Below are 18,312 nucleotides of genomic sequence, written 5' to 3' on the forward strand. Positions count from 1 at the left end.
GCTGGAGTTGCCTCCCCACCTCCCCCGCGACGCCGAGGTTGACGCCGCATGTCCGTTCGACTCCTACCTCTCTTGGCCCTGCTGGGCCTGCCGCTCCCCGCCTCCGCGGAGGCCATCCGGGTATCGCTGGAGAGCAAGGCGGCGCTGGGTGAAGGCGTGCCCACGCTGGTCATCCACATCGAAGAGCCCATCGACGGCTTCGAGGTGAAGCTCAAGCGCAGCGACGGCAAGGCGGTGGAGCTCAAGGGGGGCGGCAAGCCGGGCATCACCCGCCGCCTCGCCCTGGAGCAGCCGGAAGGGAAGTTCCACTACGAGGGCGAGCTCACCGTGCGATTCCCGGGCGGGGCGGAGCCGGGCTCCATGCCTCTCTCGTTCGACACGGAGCTCAACGGCCCGCTGAAGCTGGAGGTTCGCCCGGAGGACGTGGACGTGCCCGGGCGCAAGCTGCGCTTCACGCTGTCGCGCCCGGCCGCGAAGACGGAAGTGACGGTGAAGATGGACACCGGCAAGACGGCCTTCGCGGGCGACGTGGACTTCAAGGGCGCGCCCGCGGGCACGCCCCTGGAGGTGAAGTGGCTGCCGGCGGAGGGCAAGGTGATGCACATCCGCCTGAGGGCCTACGACACCTCCGACTTCTACACGGGCGTGGACCTCTACCCGTGGCAGGTGGACATCCCGCATGAGGAGGTGACCTTCGCCTCCGGCCGCTCGGACGTTCCCTCGGCGGAGAAGGGCAAGCTGGACGCCAGCTACAAGAGCATCACGGAGGCGTTGAATAAGTATGGCCGCTGGGCGTCGCTGCGCCTGTACGTGCTCGGGCACACCGACACGGTGGGCAGCACGAACGACAACCGCGAGCTTTCGCTCAAGCGGGCGAAGAGCATCGCGACCTACTTCCGCCAACGCGGCCTGAAGGTACCAGTGTTCTACGAGGGCTTTGGTGAGCAGTCCCCGGCGGTGCCCACGCCGGACGAGACGGCGGAGGCGGGCAACCGCCGCGCCGAATACATCATCGCGGTGGAGGACCCGTCCCTGACGAACGCGCCCTTCGCCCCTCGCTGGCGCAAGCCTTGAGGTGTCACATGGTGGAACTTGCTCGCATCCGTTGGGCGCTCGCCGTGGCGGGCCTGGGCTTCTTGGGGACGGTGGGCTGCGCGCACTCCGTGCCCCTGGAGCAGCGCGTGCAGGCCGAGGACGAGAAGTGCACGCTCCTCCAGGCGCTGATGCGCCAGCCCGCGCCCGCGAAGGCCATCCAGAAGTTCGTCGCCGAGGGCAAGGAGGAGAGGGCCCCCGTGGTCGTCTACGTGCGCCACCCGGAGGAGGCCACGCTGGAGCGCTTCTTCACCGGCGACACCCAGTGCGCGAACGAATCGTTCAAGGTCGTGCAGGAGAACGTGGTGGACGCCGTGGTGGTGTACCTGCAGGAGGTCCAGGGCGGCTACGCGTACGACGCGCAGCGCTCCAGCCCGGACCGCCTCACCATGGACGGCCGTCCCCAGGGCACCGTGCGCAAGGACGGCGCCGTGTGGGTGGCGGGCGCGGACGCTATTTGAGCAGGTCCTTCGCCCCGTCCGCGATGAACTGCACCGCGATGGCGGCCAGGATGAGGCCTGACACGCGCTCCAGGATGGCGACGCCGGACTGACGCAGCACCCGCTGCACCAGGCTGGACGCGTTGAGGATGAAGTAGGTCACGGTGAAGGTCAGCACCACCGCCGCGACCACCGGCAGCGCGGAGACGAAGGACGTCCCGGAGCGCGCCATCAGCACCATGGCGGTGGCGATGGCGCCCGGCCCCGCGAGCAGCGGAATGGCCAGCGGGACGATGGCCACGTCCTCCTTCACCACGCCTTCTTCTTCTTCCGTGGGGCTGGTGCGCGTGGAGGACGGACGGGCGCGCAGCATGTCCAGGGACGTAATCAGCAGCAGGATGCCGCCCGCCACGCGGAAGGCGCCCAGCGACACGGCGAACACCTGGAAGATGACGCGGCCGAAGACGGCGAAGAACAGCATCATCCCACACGCCACCAGACAGGCGCGCAGGGCGGTGCTGCGGATCTGCTGCTTGGTGTCCCCCGCCGTCATCGCCAGGAACAGCGGCACGACGCCAATCGGGTCCACCACGAAGAAGATGGCGGACAGCGACACGAGGAAGGTGGACACCATCGCGGACATCGACATGGTGCTCTAGACCGTGAAGCGCAGCTTCCAGACCATGCCCAGCGCTTCGACGAAGATCTTCTTGTTCATCTTCGAGTGCCCCACGCGCCGGTCCTCGAACACGATGGGGACCTCGCGCACGGTGAGGCCCTTGCGCAGGGTGCGGTAGGTCAGCTCAATCTGGAACGCGTACCCGGTGCTGCGCACCTCATCCAGGTTGATGGTCTCCAGCACGCGGCGGTTGAAGCACTTGAAGCCGCCGGTGAGGTCGCGCACGTCCACGCCCAGGATGCTGCGCGCGTAGAGCGAACCGCCGCGGCTGATGATCTTCCGGCCCACGCCCCAGTTCACCGTGCCGCCGCCATCCACGTAGCGCGAGCCCAGCACCAGGTCCGCGCCGCCTTCCGCAGCGTCCAGGAAGGTGGGGAGGTAGCGCGGGTCGTGGCTGAAGTCCGCGTCCATCTCCAGGATGTACGTGTAGCCCTCGGCCAGGGCCCACCGGAAGGCGGCCAGGTACGCGCGGCCCAGGCCCTCCTTCTTCTCGCGATGGAGCACGCGCACGCGCGGGTCCTTCGCGGCCAGCTCATCCGCGAGCTGTCCCGTCCCGTCGGGCGAGTTGTCGTCGACGACGAGGATGTCCACACGGGGGTCCGCCGCCAGCACCGCCTGGGTGATGGGGCCGATGTTGTCCCGCTCGTTGTAGGTGGGGATGCAGACCAGCGCACGGTTCATGACCCGGCGGACATACCCCAAACCCGGCGCTGGAACAGCACTCCCGACGCCAACCCGGTCGGTTCTCCGGGTCAGGAGACATGGCGCGGGGGCAACAGCTCCAGCACCGTCTGGGCCGCGCGGTGGGCGGCCCCCACCTCGCCCAGGCGTCCGCGCACCTCGGCCAGGCCCTGGACCATGGCGTCGCGGGGCTCACCCGGCAGCCACACGCGCCGCACCTCGGAGGCGATGTTCTCCGGAGTCATCTCCCCCTGGAGCAGCTCCGGCACCACGCGCCGGCCCGCCAGCAGGTTGATGAGCGACACGAAGGCCACCTTCAGCATCAGCCGGCCCACCCAGTACGTCACCAGCGACACGCGGTACACGACGACGAGCGGCCGCTCCATCAGCCCCGCCTCCAGCACCGCCGTGCCGGAGGCCACCACCGCGGCGTCGCTCGCGCCCACCACCTCCGGGGCGCGCCCGTCCACCAGCACAGGAGTCACGCCGCTGCCCTCGAAGCGGGAGAGGATTTCTTCCTTGGCGATGGTGGGCGCCACCGGCACCACCACCTGGAGCCCCGGCCGCTCGGAGGCCAGCTGCTTCGCGGCCCGGACGAGGGTGGGCAGGATGCGGCGAATCTCACTCATCCGGCTGCCGGGCAGCAGCGCGAGCGTGGGCGCGTCCTGGGACAGGCCCAGGCGCTGCCGGAACTCGAGGGCGCTGGCGGCCTTGGGCATCTGCTCCAGCACGGGACTTCCCACGTAGCGTGCGGGCACCCCGGCCTCCCGGTAGAAGTCCTCCTCGAAGGGCAGGATGCAGAGCATCCGGTCCACCAGCCGCTGGATGGTGCGCACGCGGCCCCGGCGCCAGGCCCAGATCATCGGGGACACGTAGTAGGCCACCGGGATGCCCAGGGCCTTGAGCTTCTTGGCCAGGCGCAGGTTGAAGTCCGGGATGTCCACCAGGATGGCGCAGACGGGACGGCGCTCCTCGGCGGCCTGGGCCAGGTCCTTCATGATCCGCAGGATGCGGGGGATGCGGGGGAGCACCTCGGTGATGCCCATGACGGACACTTCGCGGGCGTCGTGGATGAGCTCGACTCCCCGGGCGGCCAGCCGGGCGCCTCCCATGCCGAAGAATGTGAGGTCGGGGCGCAGGGCCTGGAGTGCGGCGACGAGCTCCGAGGCGTGGGTGTCACCGGAGGCCTCGCCGGCCACGACGAGGATGCGGGGGGAGGATGGCTGCGTCATGGGAGGCAAGACCCTCATCGTAGCTGATGCGCGGAGGGAGGGAGGTTGTAGACTGCGGCCCCCTTGAAGACGCTTCTGCTCGCTGAGAGCCACCCCCCGACCCTGGAGCACCTGACGGGCCTGCTCTCGCAGGCCGGGTACACCGTTCGGGCGGTGAATGACGCCGTGATGGCGTTGGAGCACTTCTCGGCGGACAACCCGGACGTGGTGGTGCTGGGCGTGGACCTGCCGCGCGTGGAGGGACAGCACGTCGTGCACCTCATCCGAGGGCACAGCCAGGGCGGGCGCGTGCCCATCGTGGCCATCGACAAGGGGCACCTGGGCCGCGCGAAGGGCGTGAGCTCGGTGCTGGACCTGAAGGTCAACGCGTACATCCCGGATCCGCTCAAGCCGGGCGAACTGGTGCCCCGCCTGGAGGCGCTGGTGAAGGCCGCGCAGGCCATCACGCTCACGGGCCTGTCCGCCACGCTGTCGAGGCCCGCGGTGGCGGCGGGGGACCTGAAGTCCTTCCCGTTGCCGGCGCTTCTGCACTCGCTCTACCGGTTGCGCCGTGACGGAGTCCTGGTGGTGGCCCTCAAGGGGCTGTCGCGCCGGGTGTTCTTTCTGCGAGGCGGGCCGGTGAACTTCGACTCCTCCGCGAAGGAGGACGCGCTGCCACGCTTCCTGCGCGAGCGGAGGGTCCTCACGGAGGCGCAGGAGCAGCCGGTGGTGGAGTCGCTCGCCTCCGGGCTGCGCATCGGCGCGGCGCTGGCGGACGTGGGCGTGGAGGCGGTGGGCGAGGACCTGCTGGCGCTCCTGCGCGACTTCACTAGGGACCGGCTCGGACGCGTCCTGGCCATGCGCGAGGGCCGCTACGCGTTCTACGCGGGCGACGAGTTCTCAGCCGAAGTCGCCGCCGTGGATCAGCCTGCACTTGCGCCGCTGCTGGAGGCCGCGCGCCGGCGGATGCCCCTGCGGGTGGTGGCGAACGCGCTCAAGGCGCACCTGAACGAGTACCCGGTGCGCTCGGCGGACTTCGGCCGGGACCTCCAGTCGATGGCGCTGGACACGGAGGACATCAAGCTGGCCATGCAGGTGAATGGCCGCATCGTGCTCAAGGACCTGCTGGCGCACGGGCGCGCGGAGCTGCGGGCGGCGTACACGCTGCTGTGGTTCCTCAAGCTGACGGGCGGGGTGACGTTCTCCGCGACGCCGGTGGCCACGGGGTCGGACGTGTTGAGCGCGGCGGCGGTGCCGGACGTCATCGCGCCCCGCAAGCGCAAGAGCCTGCCCGCGGAGACAGCGGCGGCGCTGCGCGAGGAAGCGGTGCGCATCATCACGCGCAGCTACTTCGGCGGGCTGGGCCTGGACCTCGCGGCGGACAAGGAGGCGGTGGAGCGCGCGTATCACGAGACGGCGATGCGCTTTCATCCGGACACCTACGCGGAGTTCGACATCTCCGACCTGCGCGACCTGTTGGAGCAGGTGCAGGAGAAGCTGTCCGCGGCGTACCGGGTGCTGAGCGTGGACGAGAAGCGCCGCGCCTATCTCCAGTACTTCTTCAGCCGGCAGGAGGTGGTGGGCCGGGCGACCGCCATCAACGTGGACGCGGAGTTGGCGCTGCGCCGGGGCGAGTCCGCGATGAAGCGGGGCGACTACAAGGCGGCCATCCAGGGCTTCGAGGAGGCGGTGTCGCTCAACGGCGGCGAGCCCGAGTACTACTCGTACCTCGCCTGGGCGAAGTACCGGGGCTCGCCCGGGCCGCTGATGCAGCGGGCGCTCGCTGCGCGCAAGGTGCTCAAGCAGGCGCTGACGTTGGACCCGTACCTGGAGCGGGCGCAGATCATCGCGGCCATCATCGAAATCGACCTGGACGACGTGCCGCTCGCGCGCAAGAAGTTGATGAAGGTGCTGGAGCTGAACCCGTATTCGGTGCTCGCGAGGGCGGCGTTGCAGAAGGTGGTGAAGTAGTCATGCATCACGCGCTCTGGCGGCTGCTCCGGTACGCGAAACCGCACGCGGGAATCCTCGTCCTGGCCTTCGCGTGCATGGCGGTGTTGGGGCTCGCGACGGGCGCGTACGCGTACCTGCTGGGCCCGGCGCTGCGCTTCCTGTTGTCGGGAGGCGAGGAGGGCTTCGCGAGCGCGCACCGGGTGCCCTGGCTGGCGAACCTGCCGCGCGAGGCTGCGCTCTGGGGTTTCCCGGTGCTGGTGCTGTGCGTGGGCGCGGTGAAGGGCGTGGGGTACCTGGGCCAGTTCTACTTCATGGGCCTGTTCGCGCAGCGAGTGGTGAAGGACCTGCGGCGCGACCTGTTCCTGCGGCTCACGGCGCTGTCGCCGTCGCAGCTGTCGAAGGAGCGGACGGGAGATCTGCTCAGCCGCTTCTCCTCGGACGTGATGGCGGTGGAACTGGCCGCCATGTACACGGTGGGCTCGTACCTGCGAGACACCATTCAGGTGCTGGTGCTCGCGGGAGTGGCGCTGGCGATGAGCCCGATGCTCGGAGGGCTGATGCTGGCGGTGATTCCGCTGGCGGCGCTGCCCGCATCGAGGCTGACGCGCAAGGTGCTGAAGGGAACGCGAGAAGGGCAGGCCCACCTGGGGCAGCTCGCGGGCCAGCTGCACGAAGGGCTGGGAGGGCTGCGCACCATCCAGGCCTTCAACGGCCAGGAGGCGGAGCTGGCGCGCTTCGAGTCCTACGCGAAGGCCCACGAGGAAGCGGTGGTGGGCGCGGCCTGGGCGCGAGGAGGTGTGCCGGGGTTGATGGAGGTGCTCGCCGCGGCGGCGCTCGCGGGAGCGCTGGGGTACGCGGCGGCGACGCGAGCGATGGAGCCGGAAGCGCTCCTGTCGCTGCTCACGGCGGTCATCCTCGTGTACCAGCCGGTGAAGGACCTGGGCCGGGTGACGCAGTTCGCGGTGCAGGCGGGAGCGGCGGGAGAGCGCCTCTTCGCGCTGCTCGACCTGAAGCACCCCGTGGAGGACGCAGTCGGCGCGGGGCCGGCGCCAGCGCTGCATGAGTCGCTGCGCATGGAGGACGTGCGCTTCTTCTACGGCGAGCGCCGAGCGTTGGACGGGCTGACCCTGGACCTGAAGGTGGGGCAGGTGGCGGCGCTGGTGGGAGGCAGTGGAGGAGGCAAGAGCACGGTGACGTCGCTGCTGCTGCGCTTCGAGCGTCCCCAACAGGGGCGCATCCTCCTGGATGGAGTGGACGCGGACACGTACACGGCGGCGAGCGTCCGGAGTCAGTTCGCGCTGGTGACGCAGGAGCCGCTGCTCTTCCACGGCACCGTGCTGGAGAACCTGCGGCACGCGAGGCCCGAGGCGACGAAAGAGGAAGTGGAGGCCGCGGCGAAGGTGGCGAACGCGGACGCCTTCATCCTGGGGCTGCCGCAGGGCTACGACACGCGCATCGGCGAGCGAGGCGTCATCCTGAGCGGAGGTCAGCGCCAGCGCCTGTGCATCGCGAGGGCGGTCCTGTCCAAGGCCCCGGTGATGGTGCTGGACGAAGCGACCAGCAGCCTGGATCCAGAGAACGAGCGCGAGGTGCAGGCCGCGCTGGCGAAGGTGCTCCCCGGCAGGACGGCGCTGGTCATCGCGCACCGGCTGTCCACGGTGACGAGCGCGGACGTCATCCACGTGGTGGAGGCAGGCCGCATCGTGGAGAGTGGAAGCCACGCGGACCTGCTCCAGAAGGAAGGCCGTTACGCCGCCATGTGGCGCCTGCAGACATCAGGCCCCGTGGAGCGGGGAGCGGCGTGAGCAAAGCCGGCACGGCCAGGCGGCCCCTCTCTCTGGCGATTCGCGCCGTGTTCGGTGTGTTGTTCCTGCTCCTGGGAGTCGCGGGCTTCTTCGCCTTCGCGGCGGGCTTCGCGGACTACCCCGTCGTCGAGCCTGCACCGGACGCGAAGCCGTGGATCCGCGGCGCGTACCACGTGCACACCACGCGCTCGGACGGGAACGGGACGCCCGCGAAGGTCGCCCGGGAGGCAAAGGCCGCGGGCCTCGACTTCGTGGTGCTCACCGACCACAACGACTTCAAGCCGCCCGCCGCGACCTGGGTGGACGGCGTACTGCTCATCCCCGGCGTGGAGATTTCCACCAGCGCGGGCCACCTGGCCGCGTTCGGCATGCAGCGGCCCATCGAAGGCGTGAAGCCCTGGGGACCACCGGAACAGGCAGTGGCCGCGGTGGAAGCCACTGGAGGCACGGCGGTCCTCGCGCATCCGGTCCAGACGAAGAACCCCTGGAAGGACGAAGCGACGGCGCACCAGGTCCCGGGCTTCGAGCTGTACTCGGCGGACACCTTCTTCCGGCAGGCGCTGAGAAGCCCGGTGAGCCGGCTCCTGCCCTCGGTAGGCGCCTCCCTGGTGAACCCGGTGCACGGCGTGATGCTGCTAGCGGTCCCAGAGCCACGCCCGACAGAGCGCTTCCTGGAGCTGGCGCGAGAGCGCAAGCGCATCGCCCTATGTGGCAATGACGCGCACGGAGTGCCCGCGTACGAGGACATCTTCAACGCGCTCGACATGGAGATCCCGCCGGACGCGCTTTCAGGTCCCCTGTCCCAGAACGCGCGCGAAGCCGCGGCCCAGGTCACGCAGGTGCTGGCGAGCGGCCAGGCCCTCTGCGTCTTCCGAGCGCTCGGAGCGCCAGCTGGCTTCGCCCTGGAAGGCTTCGACGCGAACACGAGGGAAGCCCCCGTGGGCACGGCGCTGACGGTCCGCCTCCCGGAGCACACCCCAGGCACGCTGGAGGTCCGGGTGTGGGGTAACGGTCGCCTGCAACCCGACGGGCAGCACATCGAGCTGACCGGTCCGGGAGCAGTCCAGGTGGAGGTCTGGGCCCACGCGCCCGGACGTTTCTTCGGCCACGAGTGGCGTCCCTGGCTGGTCCCCAGCCCGGTGCGAGTGGTGCCGAGACCGCCGGGCATCTGATAGAGCGCGGGAGGTCGCCCATGCGCCTGCTCTACGTCGTCGCCACCTACGTCCTCTTCGCGCTGCTGTTCCCGGTGCTCTGCGTGTACCGGAAGACGCGTCACGGGCTGAAGCAGCGGCTGGGCTTCTACGGGCCGGGCGACCTGCCAAAAGGAGAAGGCCCGCTGCTGTGGTTGCACGGAGCCAGCGCGGGAGACCTGCTGGCCCTGGCGCCCATGTTCGGCCCCCTGCGCCAACGCTTCCCTGGCTGCCGCATCGTGCTCTCGACGATGACGGACAGCGGCCACGCGATGGCAAGGGATCGCCTGGCGAAGCAGATCGACGGAGTCGTGTACGTGCCCTACGACCTTTGGGGAGCGACGCGAAGGGCGGTGCGAGCCCTTCAGCCGGACCTCCTCGTCCTCGAGTACACGGAGGTCTGGCCCAACCTCATCCGAGCCGCGAAGCATTCCGGAGCGAGCGTGGTGATGACCAACGGGCGCTTCTCCCCCGCGAACGTGGGGAAGTACCAGACGCTCTTCGGCCTCATCGAAAACCCGCTGAAGGACATGGACCTGCTGCTGATGAGGCAGGACGAGGAGTCCGAACGAGCAAAGGCCCTGGGCGCACCGGCCGAGCGGGTCCTCACCACCGGGAACACCAAGTTCGACGCCCTCGCGGCGGGCCCAGCCCCCGAGGATGAAGCCCTGCGAACCGCCCTCGGTCTGTCTCCAGCGGATCCGGTGTGGCTCGCGGGAAGCACGCACGAGGGCGAGGAAGAAATCCTGTTGCAGGTGTATCAGCGTCTACGGGAGCGCTGGCCCACGCTGAGCCTGGTCATCGCGCCGCGCTACCTGAACCGGGCGGAGCGGATCCAGACCCTCGCCAGGGAGCGGAACCTGACCGTGGGCCTGCGCTCACAGGGCAACCCGGAGCGAGCGCCGGTGGTGGTGATGGACTCGATGGGCGAGCTGTCCCGAGCCTACCGATTGGCGACTGTGGTGTTCGTGGGAGGCTCGTTCACGAAGCGAGGCGGCCAGAACATCCTGGAGCCAGCGGGGCAGGGCAGGCCTGTGTTGTTCGGCCCGCACATGGACAACTTCCGAGACAGCGTCGCGGTGCTGCAAGGCAACGGAGGCATTCAAGTGGCGGATGGAGAAGCCCTGCACGCCGCGCTGGAGGACCTCCTCGCCCATCCCGAGCGCAGGCAGCAACTGGGAGCCCAGGCCGAAGCCACGGTGCGCCGCATCTCCGGAGCCAGTGAGCGCAACGCGGAAGCCATGGCCGCGCTAAGGAGGGCTCCTCGATGACGCTCATCGTCCATCCCCACTTCCACAAGCGGTACACGGGAGTGACCCGGCACGTGGAGTCCGTGGTGCCAGCACTGGCCCAGAGCGACGAGACACGGGTCATCGGCTCCGGCCTGACGGAAGCCCTGCCACGCATCACCTGGGGAGAGTTGATCCGCCGCTCGCACCAGGAACCCATCGTCTGGCACGCGCACCGGAACAACGAGTTGCTGGCAGGGATGCTCCTGAAGGCCTTGGGAGGAAGGGTCCAACTCGTCTTCACCAGACACACGTCGGTAGCCCCCACGAGCTTCACCCGCTGGCTCGCCAGGGGCGCGGACGCGCTCGTGTCGCTCACGAAGCAGATCTCCGACGTCATCGCGCTCCCCTCCACGGTGATTTCGCACGGCATCGACCTCAAGCGTTTCCACCCACCGGAAGACCGTGACGCTGCCTGGGCCCGGCTCCAGCAGGGAGGCCGCTACGGAATCGGCGTCATCGGCCGCATCCGCAAGGAGAAGGGGCAGGGCGACTTCATCGAAGCGCTGAAGCCCCTATTGCCGCAGCGGCCGGACTGGCAGGCGGTGCTGGTGGGGCTCGCGAAGGGGCCGGACCTGGCATGGGTGAACGGGCTGCGCCAGGGCATCGAGGACCGGGTGGTCCTCGCGGGAGAGCAGTCCACCATCGAGCCCTGGTACCAGGGCCTGAGCATCCTGGTGCATCCCTCCTACGCGGAGGGCTACTCGCTGGTGCACGTAGAGGCCATGGCCTCCGGATGCTGCGTGGTGGCCTCGAAGCTGCCGTACCTGGACACGCTCATCGAGCACGGCCGCACGGGCTTCTTCTTCGAACCCGGAGACGTGAAGGGCCTGCGCGACCTGTTGGACGAACTGACCCGCGAACCGGAGCGGGCCCGTCAGGTCGGCCGCAACGCGGCGGAAGAAGCGCGCAGCCGCTGCGGCGTCGAGCACGAAGCCCAGGCGCTCCGTGACCTCTACCATTCGCTGGTGAAGCGCTGATGCGCATCCTGCACCTGCTCGCGAGTCCCTTCTGGAGCGGCCCGGCGGAGAACGTCGCGCTGTTGGCCCAGGCGCAGCGGGCCCTGGGCCATGAGGTCACGGTGGCGGTGGACCGCAAGCGCCGGGACATCGCCGCCGAGGAACCCGCCGTGCCCCGCTTCCAGCAACTGGGCCTCCTGGACGAGGGAGGCCTGACGTTGTCCGTGAAGTCCCCACCGTGGGAAATCTGGAGCGACCTGCGAGCCCTCCACCGCAGGACGGTGGACGTGGTCCACGCCCACTTCACGCATGATCATCTCGTGGCGCGCTGGGGAACGCCGAAAGGCGCGGTGCGGATCCGCTCCATCCACGCGCCTCGTTCGCTGCGTTCATCGTTGCCCGAAGCGGGCGCGTACACGGTGCCCGCGAGCCACCTGAGGGAGAAGCTCGAAGGCCGGCACCGCCCCGTCCAGGTCCTGCCCGCGTTGGTGGACCCGATGTTCGAGCCCTCCCAGGACCGCACGGCCCTCCGAAGGACCCTGGGCCTCGAAGACGCGCATCTCGTGGGGATGATTTCCACGTTCCAGAAGAGCCGCCGTCACGAGCTCGGAGTCGAAGCCTTCGCCGCGTTCCGCCAGCAACGTCCCGAAGCCCGGCTCGTGCTCGTAGGCGATGGAGCGCTGCTCGAAGCGACGCGGACACAGGTGACGGAGCGAGGCCTCACCGAACAGGTGACGTTCGCGGGCTACCAGCAGGGAGCGGACTTCGCGAAATGGCTGCAGGCCCTGGATGAAGTCTGGATCCTCGGTCTGGGAAACGACTGGAGCGCGAGGGCCGCGGCCCAGGCCAGAGCCTGCGGCGTCCGAGTGATCGCGGTGAACGAGGGCGCACTCCCGGAGCTGTCGGACGCGAGGGTGGAAGCGCCCACGGTAGAAGCCGTCGTCACCGCCGCGCTGTCCGGAACAACGGCGGGTGCCCGGCACCCGACGAACGAGCACATCGCCCGGGACATCCTGGCCCTCTACCAGAAGGCAGCGGAGCCACGGCGATGACGGGCGGACCCACGGCCCTGGAGCGGATCTTCTATCCGCCTGCACCGGAGCCCTGGACCCGTCGTGCCCTCCTGTCACCGCTCACGCTGTTGTCCTGGACCTACAGCGGAGCGGTCCGCCTCCGTGGCGCTCTCTACGACTCGGGACTGAAGCGAGCCGAACATGTCGAAGGCCTGCGGGTCATCTCCATCGGCAACCTCAACGTTGGAGGCACGGGCAAGACCCCGGCGGTCCTCCATCTCGCGGAGTTGCTGATCCGCGAAGGGCGCAAGGTCGGCATCCTGACCCGAGGCTACGGACGCGAATCCCACGAGCCACTCACCTTCACGGGAGCGGAGCCCCTGCCCGCAGTGACGGAAGCCGGAGACGAACCGCTTCTGCTCGCGCGCAGGTGCAAAGGGGCCCGGCTCTTCGTGGGAGCGGACCGCGTCGCGGCGGCATTCCGGGCCCGGGACGACTTCGGCCTCGACACGGTCCTGTTGGACGACGGCTTCCAGCACCGCCGCCTGCACCGTGACGAAGACCTGGTGGTCGTGGACGAAGCCGTGGGGCTGGGCAACGGCCAGCTGCTCCCAAGAGGCCCACTGCGCGAGCCCCCATCGTCCCTGCACCGTGCCACGCTCCTCTGGCTGAGGGCCGCTTCCGGAGACGCCGCCCCCAACCCATGGCTCGAAGGAGTGACCGCTCCCAGGGTTCGGACGCGCTATGGACCCACGGCGTGGTGGGACCCTTCGGGGACTGAGCACGCGACGAAAGCGCTTGAAGGAAAGCCGGTCCTCGCCCTGGCGGGGCTGGCCCGGCCCGGAGGCTTCCTGAAGACCGTGACTACACTCGGAGCAGAGGTCCGCGACGCGGCCCTCTTTCCGGATCACCATCGCTTCACGGCGGACGAGCTTCGCCAGGTCGAAGCCCGGGCCCGTCAGCACGGAGCGCTCGTGGTGACGACGGAGAAGGACGCGGTGCGCCTGCCCGCCGGCTTCGAGGCCTGGGTGGTGCGCCTGGGAGTGGAGGTCCTGGAGGGCGAAGCGCATCTCAAGCGGGCGCTCGGGCTGCAGGGAGAGACGCACGACTTGTGAGGGCTGGACCGCTGTGGGACAACGCGCGCCCATGCCAGCGGCCCCGTCTTCACGTCCGGCAGCTTCGTCCTCGCGCCTGCCACTCGCCTTCGCGCGCCGTCGGGTGTTGCTGGTGGGAGACCTGGTCGCCGACCACTACCTCTACGGACAGACGGACCGGGTGAGCCGCGAGGCCCCGGTGCTCATCGTCCGGTACGAGTCGTCGGAGGTGAATCTCGGCGGCGGGGCCAACGTGGCGGCCAACATCCGAGCGCTGTCGGGGCAGGTGACGGCGGTGGGGGCCCTGGGCGTGGACTCGATGGGCAGCGAACTGCGCAAGCTCTTCGATGCCGCGGACATCCGGCTGCATGCGGTCAGCAGCCGGAGCATCCAGACGGAGACGAAGACGCGCATCCTCGCGGGAGGCATCAGCACCACGAGGCAGCAGATGCTCCGCGTCGACCGGGGCCAGCGAGGCCCGCTCCCGCCCCGGATGCGCAAGGCCATCGCCAGGCAGGTCGAAGCCTCCGCGAAGGACGCGGACGCGGTGGTGGTCTCGGACTACGGAGCGGGCGTCGTCAGCGACGAAGTCCGGGCCGTGTTGCGAAAGCTCGCCGCGGACGGCCTCCCAGTCTGCGTGGACAGCCGCTACGCGCTCATGGCCTTCGCGGGCCTCACGGTGTGCAAGCCCAACGAGCCGGAGCTGGAAGCGCTCACGGGCCGTCCGGTGCGCACGAAGGAGGACCTGCTGGAGGCCGGTCACGAAGCGGTCCGCAATCTGGGCTGCCAGGCCCTGCTGGTGACGCGAGGCCGGCACGGCATGGCCGTCTTCGACGCGAAGGGCGGCGTGGACCTCATCCCCGTGCACGGAGCGAAGTCAGCGGTGGACGTGACGGGAGCGGGCGACACGGTCATCGCGAGCTTCGCTTTGTCACTCGCGGCTGGAGCCTCGTTCGGTGAAGCCGCGAGGCTCGCGAACGTCGCGGGCTCGTTGGTGGTGCAGAAGCCCGGCACGGCGACGGTCTCCCGCGAAGAACTCCTCGAAGCGCTGCGGAGCCCAAGATGAACACCCTGGACAAGCTTCGGCCCCTCGCCGCCATCGCGGAGGAGCGGGAACGCTGGCGCGAGCAGGGCCGCACGGTGGCCCTGGCCAACGGCGTCTTCGACCTGCTGCACGTCGGGCACGTTCGATACCTGGAAGGGGCGAAGGCCCTGGCGGACGTGCTGGTGGTGGCGGTGAATTCGGACGCCTCCACCCGGGCCTACAAGGGGCCGGGCCGTCCGCACATCCCGGAAGCGGAGCGCGCGGAGTTGGTCGCGGCACTGGCCTGCACGGACCGCGTCGTCGTCTTCGACGAGCCGAACGTGCGGACCCTCATCCGCGCCCTCAAGCCCGACGTGCACGTGAAGGGGACGGACTACACGCCGGACTCCATTCCGGAAGGTGACGAGGTCCGGGCCTACGGAGGCAGGACGGCGGTGGCGGGAGACCCGAAGGACCACAGCACCACGGAGCTGGCCCGCAGGCTCGGCCGCGAAGGCGCGAAGTAGCCCATGGACCTGGACCCGGTGCTGAGGTCCATCCTGGGGTGTCCCCACTGCAAGGGCCCGCTCGAAGAGCACCAGGGCCCCGCGCCCGAAGTCCGCTGTGGCAGGTGCCTGCGAGCCTGGCCCGTGGAGGAAGGCGTCCCCCAGATGGTGCCCGAGCAGGAGCGACCGCTCACCCCGTGAGCGAGGCCCGCTCCGCGACGAACGACCGGACCTCCGCGGCCACGCGCTGCTCCAACCCCACGCCAGAAGCCCCATCCACGATGGGCGTCAGGTCCACCATCCGGTGGGGCGCCACCGCATGGCCCCAGCGCTCCATGTCGATGCGCAGGAAGAACGCGAGCGTGGGCGCGCCCACGGCGACCGACAGGTGCATGGGGCCGGTGTTGTTGCAGACGGTGAGGCCGGCGGTCCGCATGAGCGCACCCAGCTCATCGATGCTCGTCGCCGGAGCCAGCTCCGCCCCAGGAGCGCCGGAGATCACGCTCCGAGCCAGGGCCTCCTCTCCAGGTCCCCAGGTCACGACCGGCGAATAGCCGAGCGAAATCAGCTCCCGGGCCGCCGCCGCGAATGCCTCGGCGGGGATGCGGCGCTCACCCAATCGTCCCCCCGGGTTGATGACCGCGCGCCGCGAACCCGTCCCGGAGAACGTCGCCAGATAGCCGCGGAACGCCTCGCCCAGCACCGGCTCCCGGAACGAAAGCCCCTCGGCGACAGCGCCCTTCGTCAGGGGCGTCAGCAGATGTGTGCGCTGAATGGCCTCGTGCCGCGTATCGGACCTGGCCGGCACGGACACCGACTGCAGCAGCGACACCGGCCAGATGCCGGGTCCAATGACGACCGCCTTGGGGCCCACCATTCGCGCGATGAGCGCGCTCGTCACGGACGGAGCACTCCAGTTGGCGCAGTCCACCACGGTGTCATAGCCCGCTCGCCGGAGTGCGCGGATGCCAGGCGCCAGGGGGCCCAGCCAGAGCAGGCGCCGGTCGAACGCCAGGACCGCGTCCGCGTCAGGGTGTCCCTGGAGGACGCGAGCCACCTTGGCGTGCACCAGCACGTGCACCTCCGGAGGCGGGTGGAGATGCGTCTTGAGGGTCCGCATCAGGGGCGTGGTGAGAAGGGCCTCGCCCACGCGGTTGTCGGGCCGGACGAGCAGGACCTTGCGCGGGTGGGGGAGGGGCGTTCCGGGAGAACGGCGACGTCCGGGGCGCCAGAACAGGAGGGAAGCCAGGAGCGTCAGTGCCAGCTTCGCCCACGTTTCAAGCCGCTTGTGCCACGCCATCGGCGGCGGACCCTACCAGAATTGGAACGGACACAAGACGCTGGCTTGACCTTGGGACCGAAAGCCCCTAGCACCCGGCCCGATGCTCAAGAGCATGACCGGATTTGGCTCGGGCCGCGCCCGCGTGGGGGACGAAGAGGTCTCCGTGGAAGCACGCTCGCTCAACCACAAGTTCTGTGAAGTGAAGGTCCGGCTGCCGCGCGAGCTGTCCGCGCTCGAGCCCGCCCTCGTGAAGCAGGTGAAGGACCGCCTCGCGCGAGGCTCGGTGGAAATCCTGGTGCGCCGGCAGGCCGCCACCGTCTCGGGAAACGTCCCCACGGTGGATGTCGCCCTGGCCCGCGAATACGCGCGCGCCTTCCGCGAAGTCGCCGAGGCCATGGGCCAGTCGGTGGAGATCGCCTGGTCACAGGTGGCCAACCAGCCGGGCGTCATCCGCTTGGAAGAGAAGGGCGTGGACGTGGAGTCCGCCACCCAGGCCACGCAGACCGCGCTCCAACAGGCGCTCGCGGCCCTGGAGACGATGAGGAACACCGAAGGCGAGTCCATAAACGCGGACCTGGATGCCCGGATGAAGCTCATCGAGGGCTGGAGCCAGGACGTGGCCCGGCTCGCGCCTCGCGCGGTCAGTGACTACCAGCAGCGGCTCACCGAGCGTGTCGCGGAGCTCGCGCGCGGCGTCGCGGTGGATCCGCAGCGTCTGGCGCAGGAAGTGGCCCTGTTCGCCGAGCGCACGGACATCGCGGAAGAGGTGACCCGGCTCGCGACCCACCTCGAGCAGTTCCGGCTCCTGATGGCGAGCCCCGAGCCGGTGGGCCGGCGGATGGACTTCCTCGTGCAGGAGATGCACCGCGAGGTGAACACGACAGGCTCCAAGAGCCAGCACGCGGAAATCTCCGCGCGCGTGGTCTCGATGAAGGCCGAGGTCGAGCGCATCCGCGAACAGGTGCAGAACGTCGAATGAACGAACCCACTGGATTCCAGCCTGGCCTGCTCCTCGTCCTCTCCGCCCCGTCCGGAGCTGGGAAGACCACCCTCGCGCACCGGCTGCTGAAGGAGATGCCGGACGGCATCTTCTCCACCAGCGTCACCACCCGGCGCCCCCGGGGCAAGGAGCAGGAGGGCGTGGACTACCACTTCGTGGGAGTCGCAGCCTTCCAGGAGAAGATCGAGAAGGGCGAGTTCGTGGAGTGGGCCGATGTCCACGGCCACTTCTACGGCAGCCCTCAGTCCGTGGTGGACGAAGCCCGCACGCGCCGTGGCACCGCCATCTTCGACATCGACGTCCAGGGCGGGCAGGCCATCAAGCGCAAGCACCCCGACGCGGTCCTAATCTTCGTGCTGCCCCCCTCCATGGAGGAGCTGGAGCGGCGGCTGCGAGACCGTCAGACGGACGCGGACGAGACCATCCGTCGCCGGATGCTGGCTGCCCGCTCGGAGATCGAGCGGGGAATCGCGTCCTACGACTACATCGTGGTGAACGACGACTTTGAGCGTGCTTATCAGGAGCTGCGCTCGGTGGTGGTCGCGGAGAAGTGCCGGCGGGGGAGGGTGGACCTCTCCAAGCTCAAGTTCGGGAGCTGAAATCCGCCAGGGGAATGGGTGGAACCGCCCCACGGGTTCCCCCTCCACCACGTCGCACCGCGCCGGCAGCCTGCATCAAATATCTTGCGCTGCCCGATCGCCTGATGGATAAGCCGCCCACCTCGCGGCGACACGCAGGAGTCACTCCGGTGGCACCTGAGCGACGCGGAAACGGGGAGTGGCGCAGTCGGCCTCATCGGTGACGGGAAGTTGACATTCTCCGAATCGATTCTTAGATGGTGCCGCAGCAGGGCAGCCGAACGCGGGCGTTGCAGGTGTTGGAGCGGGTTGCCGCCTCATGGGAGGCGGAGCGGGTCGGGAAGCAGAAGCAACAGTCGAGCAGTTGACACAGGATGCGGCGGTGGTAGAAGCCGCGCCCCTCACCTCGAAGCCCGCGCACTGGCGCGGAAGGCACTTCGTGGAGAGAGCAGCACCGACAAGGAAATAGGGCAGTCAACGAGCGAGTTGACAGCGAACGCGGCGAAGAGATAGAAG

18 protein-coding genes are annotated in these 18,312 nt (G+C 69.4%); 14 read left to right on the forward strand and 4 right to left on the reverse strand.

What is annotated here, in order from left to right; translation table 11 throughout:
- The first annotated feature begins 48 nt into the window (after positions 1-48).
- A complete protein-coding gene (locus D7X99_RS31850) occupies positions 49-1,074 on the forward strand; it encodes an OmpA family protein (RefSeq protein ID WP_121781042.1) in 1,026 nt (341 codons plus the stop codon).
- A gap of 8 nt (positions 1,075-1,082) precedes the next feature.
- Positions 1,083-1,553: a hypothetical protein gene (locus tag D7X99_RS31855; protein ID WP_120576365.1), complete on the forward strand. Its 471-nt coding sequence runs from the start codon at positions 1,083-1,085 to the stop codon at positions 1,551-1,553.
- Here the strand turns inward: D7X99_RS31855 and D7X99_RS31860 are convergent.
- The 3 genes from D7X99_RS31860 to lpxB all read right to left on the reverse strand — a co-directional run bounded on the left by D7X99_RS31860 (position 1,546) and on the right by lpxB (position 4,124).
- Positions 1,546-2,175 (reverse strand): MarC family protein, encoded by a 630-nt coding sequence (locus D7X99_RS31860; RefSeq protein ID WP_121753388.1) that lies wholly within the window; start codon positions 2,173-2,175, stop codon positions 1,546-1,548. The two genes, D7X99_RS31855 and D7X99_RS31860, sit on opposite strands and share 8 nt — an antisense overlap.
- A 12-nt stretch (positions 2,176-2,187) precedes the next feature.
- Complete coding sequence (locus D7X99_RS31865; RefSeq protein WP_121781043.1) at positions 2,188-2,892, reverse strand: polyprenol monophosphomannose synthase; 705 nt, start codon at positions 2,890-2,892, stop codon at positions 2,188-2,190.
- Positions 2,893-2,963: 71 nt separating this feature from the next.
- A complete protein-coding gene (lpxB, locus tag D7X99_RS31870; RefSeq protein ID WP_120576368.1) occupies positions 2,964-4,124 on the reverse strand; it encodes a lipid-A-disaccharide synthase in 1,161 nt (386 codons plus the stop codon).
- A gap of 63 nt (positions 4,125-4,187) precedes the next feature.
- On the opposite strand from lpxB, the gene D7X99_RS31875 reads away from it, so the two are divergent.
- From D7X99_RS31875 to D7X99_RS43260, 10 genes are read left to right on the forward strand one after another with little or no spacing between them, the layout of a single operon-like run.
- Positions 4,188-6,074 (forward strand): DUF4388 domain-containing protein, encoded by a 1,887-nt coding sequence (locus D7X99_RS31875; protein WP_121781044.1) that lies wholly within the window; start codon positions 4,188-4,190, stop codon positions 6,072-6,074.
- Positions 6,075-6,076: 2 nt separating this feature from the next.
- Positions 6,077-7,861, forward strand: a complete 1,785-nt coding sequence (locus D7X99_RS31880; protein WP_121781045.1) for an ABC transporter ATP-binding protein — start codon at positions 6,077-6,079, stop codon at positions 7,859-7,861.
- Entirely contained in the window at positions 7,858-9,033 is a 1,176-nt protein-coding gene (locus D7X99_RS31885) for a PHP domain-containing protein (protein ID WP_121781046.1), read from the forward strand. The genes D7X99_RS31880 and D7X99_RS31885 overlap by 4 nt, the downstream gene beginning before the upstream one ends.
- Positions 9,034-9,053: 20 nt before the next feature.
- A complete protein-coding gene (locus D7X99_RS31890; RefSeq protein ID WP_121781047.1) occupies positions 9,054-10,322 on the forward strand; it encodes a 3-deoxy-D-manno-octulosonic acid transferase in 1,269 nt (422 codons plus the stop codon).
- A complete protein-coding gene (locus tag D7X99_RS31895) occupies positions 10,319-11,320 on the forward strand; it encodes a glycosyltransferase family 4 protein (protein WP_121781048.1) in 1,002 nt (333 codons plus the stop codon). Before D7X99_RS31890 ends, D7X99_RS31895 begins: the two co-directional genes overlap by 4 nt.
- Complete coding sequence (locus D7X99_RS31900; RefSeq protein WP_121781049.1) at positions 11,320-12,351, forward strand: glycosyltransferase; 1,032 nt, start codon at positions 11,320-11,322, stop codon at positions 12,349-12,351. The genes D7X99_RS31895 and D7X99_RS31900 overlap by 1 nt, the downstream gene beginning before the upstream one ends.
- Positions 12,348-13,427, forward strand: coding sequence for a tetraacyldisaccharide 4'-kinase (gene lpxK / locus D7X99_RS31905; protein ID WP_121781050.1), 1,080 nt, complete (start codon positions 12,348-12,350; stop codon positions 13,425-13,427). Before D7X99_RS31900 ends, lpxK begins: the two co-directional genes overlap by 4 nt.
- A gap of 31 nt (positions 13,428-13,458) precedes the next feature.
- A complete protein-coding gene (locus D7X99_RS31910; RefSeq protein ID WP_121781051.1) occupies positions 13,459-14,472 on the forward strand; it encodes a bifunctional heptose 7-phosphate kinase/heptose 1-phosphate adenyltransferase in 1,014 nt (337 codons plus the stop codon).
- Positions 14,469-14,957, forward strand: a complete 489-nt coding sequence (locus D7X99_RS31915) for an adenylyltransferase/cytidyltransferase family protein (RefSeq protein WP_120567680.1) — start codon at positions 14,469-14,471, stop codon at positions 14,955-14,957. Before D7X99_RS31910 ends, D7X99_RS31915 begins: the two co-directional genes overlap by 4 nt.
- A 3-nt stretch (positions 14,958-14,960) precedes the next feature.
- Positions 14,961-15,137: a Trm112 family protein gene (locus D7X99_RS43260; protein WP_169826075.1), complete on the forward strand. Its 177-nt coding sequence runs from the start codon at positions 14,961-14,963 to the stop codon at positions 15,135-15,137.
- On the opposite strand, the gene D7X99_RS31920 is transcribed toward D7X99_RS43260, so the two are convergent.
- Entirely contained in the window at positions 15,127-16,236 is a 1,110-nt protein-coding gene (locus D7X99_RS31920; RefSeq protein WP_121781052.1) for a glycosyltransferase family 9 protein, read from the reverse strand. The two genes, D7X99_RS43260 and D7X99_RS31920, sit on opposite strands and share 11 nt — an antisense overlap.
- An 82-nt stretch (positions 16,237-16,318) precedes the next feature.
- Here D7X99_RS31920 and D7X99_RS31925 point away from each other — a divergent pair, with 82 nt between their 5' ends.
- Both D7X99_RS31925 and gmk read left to right on the forward strand, forming a co-directional pair.
- Complete coding sequence (locus tag D7X99_RS31925; RefSeq protein ID WP_120576379.1) at positions 16,319-17,197, forward strand: YicC/YloC family endoribonuclease; 879 nt, start codon at positions 16,319-16,321, stop codon at positions 17,195-17,197.
- Positions 17,194-17,817, forward strand: coding sequence for a guanylate kinase (gene gmk / locus D7X99_RS31930; protein WP_121781053.1), 624 nt, complete (start codon positions 17,194-17,196; stop codon positions 17,815-17,817). The genes D7X99_RS31925 and gmk overlap by 4 nt, the downstream gene beginning before the upstream one ends.
- Positions 17,818-18,312: the final 495 nt, after the last annotated feature.

Origin of the sequence: Corallococcus sp. AB032C (assembly GCF_003668935.1) — a bacterium.
Taxonomy (GTDB): domain Bacteria; phylum Myxococcota; class Myxococcia; order Myxococcales; family Myxococcaceae; genus Corallococcus; species Corallococcus exiguus.

Coding starts and splice junctions, on each gene's coding strand:
- D7X99_RS31850 (WP_121781042.1), top strand. CDS start 49: ATGTCCGTTCGACTCCTACCTCTCTTGGCCCTGCTGGGCCTGCCGCTC.
- D7X99_RS31855 (WP_120576365.1), top strand. CDS start 1,083: ATGGTGGAACTTGCTCGCATCCGTTGGGCGCTCGCCGTGGCGGGCCTG.
- D7X99_RS31860 (WP_121753388.1), bottom strand. CDS start 2,175: ATGTCCGCGATGGTGTCCACCTTCCTCGTGTCGCTGTCCGCCATCTTC.
- D7X99_RS31865 (WP_121781043.1), bottom strand. CDS start 2,892: ATGAACCGTGCGCTGGTCTGCATCCCCACCTACAACGAGCGGGACAAC.
- lpxB (WP_120576368.1), bottom strand. CDS start 4,124: ATGACGCAGCCATCCTCCCCCCGCATCCTCGTCGTGGCCGGCGAGGCC.
- D7X99_RS31880 (WP_121781045.1), top strand. CDS start 6,077: ATGCATCACGCGCTCTGGCGGCTGCTCCGGTACGCGAAACCGCACGCG.
- D7X99_RS31890 (WP_121781047.1), top strand. CDS start 9,054: ATGCGCCTGCTCTACGTCGTCGCCACCTACGTCCTCTTCGCGCTGCTG.
- D7X99_RS31895 (WP_121781048.1), top strand. CDS start 10,319: ATGACGCTCATCGTCCATCCCCACTTCCACAAGCGGTACACGGGAGTG.
- D7X99_RS31900 (WP_121781049.1), top strand. CDS start 11,320: ATGCGCATCCTGCACCTGCTCGCGAGTCCCTTCTGGAGCGGCCCGGCG.
- lpxK (WP_121781050.1), top strand. CDS start 12,348: ATGACGGGCGGACCCACGGCCCTGGAGCGGATCTTCTATCCGCCTGCA.
- D7X99_RS31910 (WP_121781051.1), top strand. CDS start 13,459: ATGCCAGCGGCCCCGTCTTCACGTCCGGCAGCTTCGTCCTCGCGCCTG.
- D7X99_RS31915 (WP_120567680.1), top strand. CDS start 14,469: ATGAACACCCTGGACAAGCTTCGGCCCCTCGCCGCCATCGCGGAGGAG.
- D7X99_RS43260 (WP_169826075.1), top strand. CDS start 14,961: ATGGACCTGGACCCGGTGCTGAGGTCCATCCTGGGGTGTCCCCACTGC.
- D7X99_RS31920 (WP_121781052.1), bottom strand. CDS start 16,236: ATGGCGTGGCACAAGCGGCTTGAAACGTGGGCGAAGCTGGCACTGACG.
- D7X99_RS31925 (WP_120576379.1), top strand. CDS start 16,319: ATGCTCAAGAGCATGACCGGATTTGGCTCGGGCCGCGCCCGCGTGGGG.
- gmk (WP_121781053.1), top strand. CDS start 17,194: ATGAACGAACCCACTGGATTCCAGCCTGGCCTGCTCCTCGTCCTCTCC.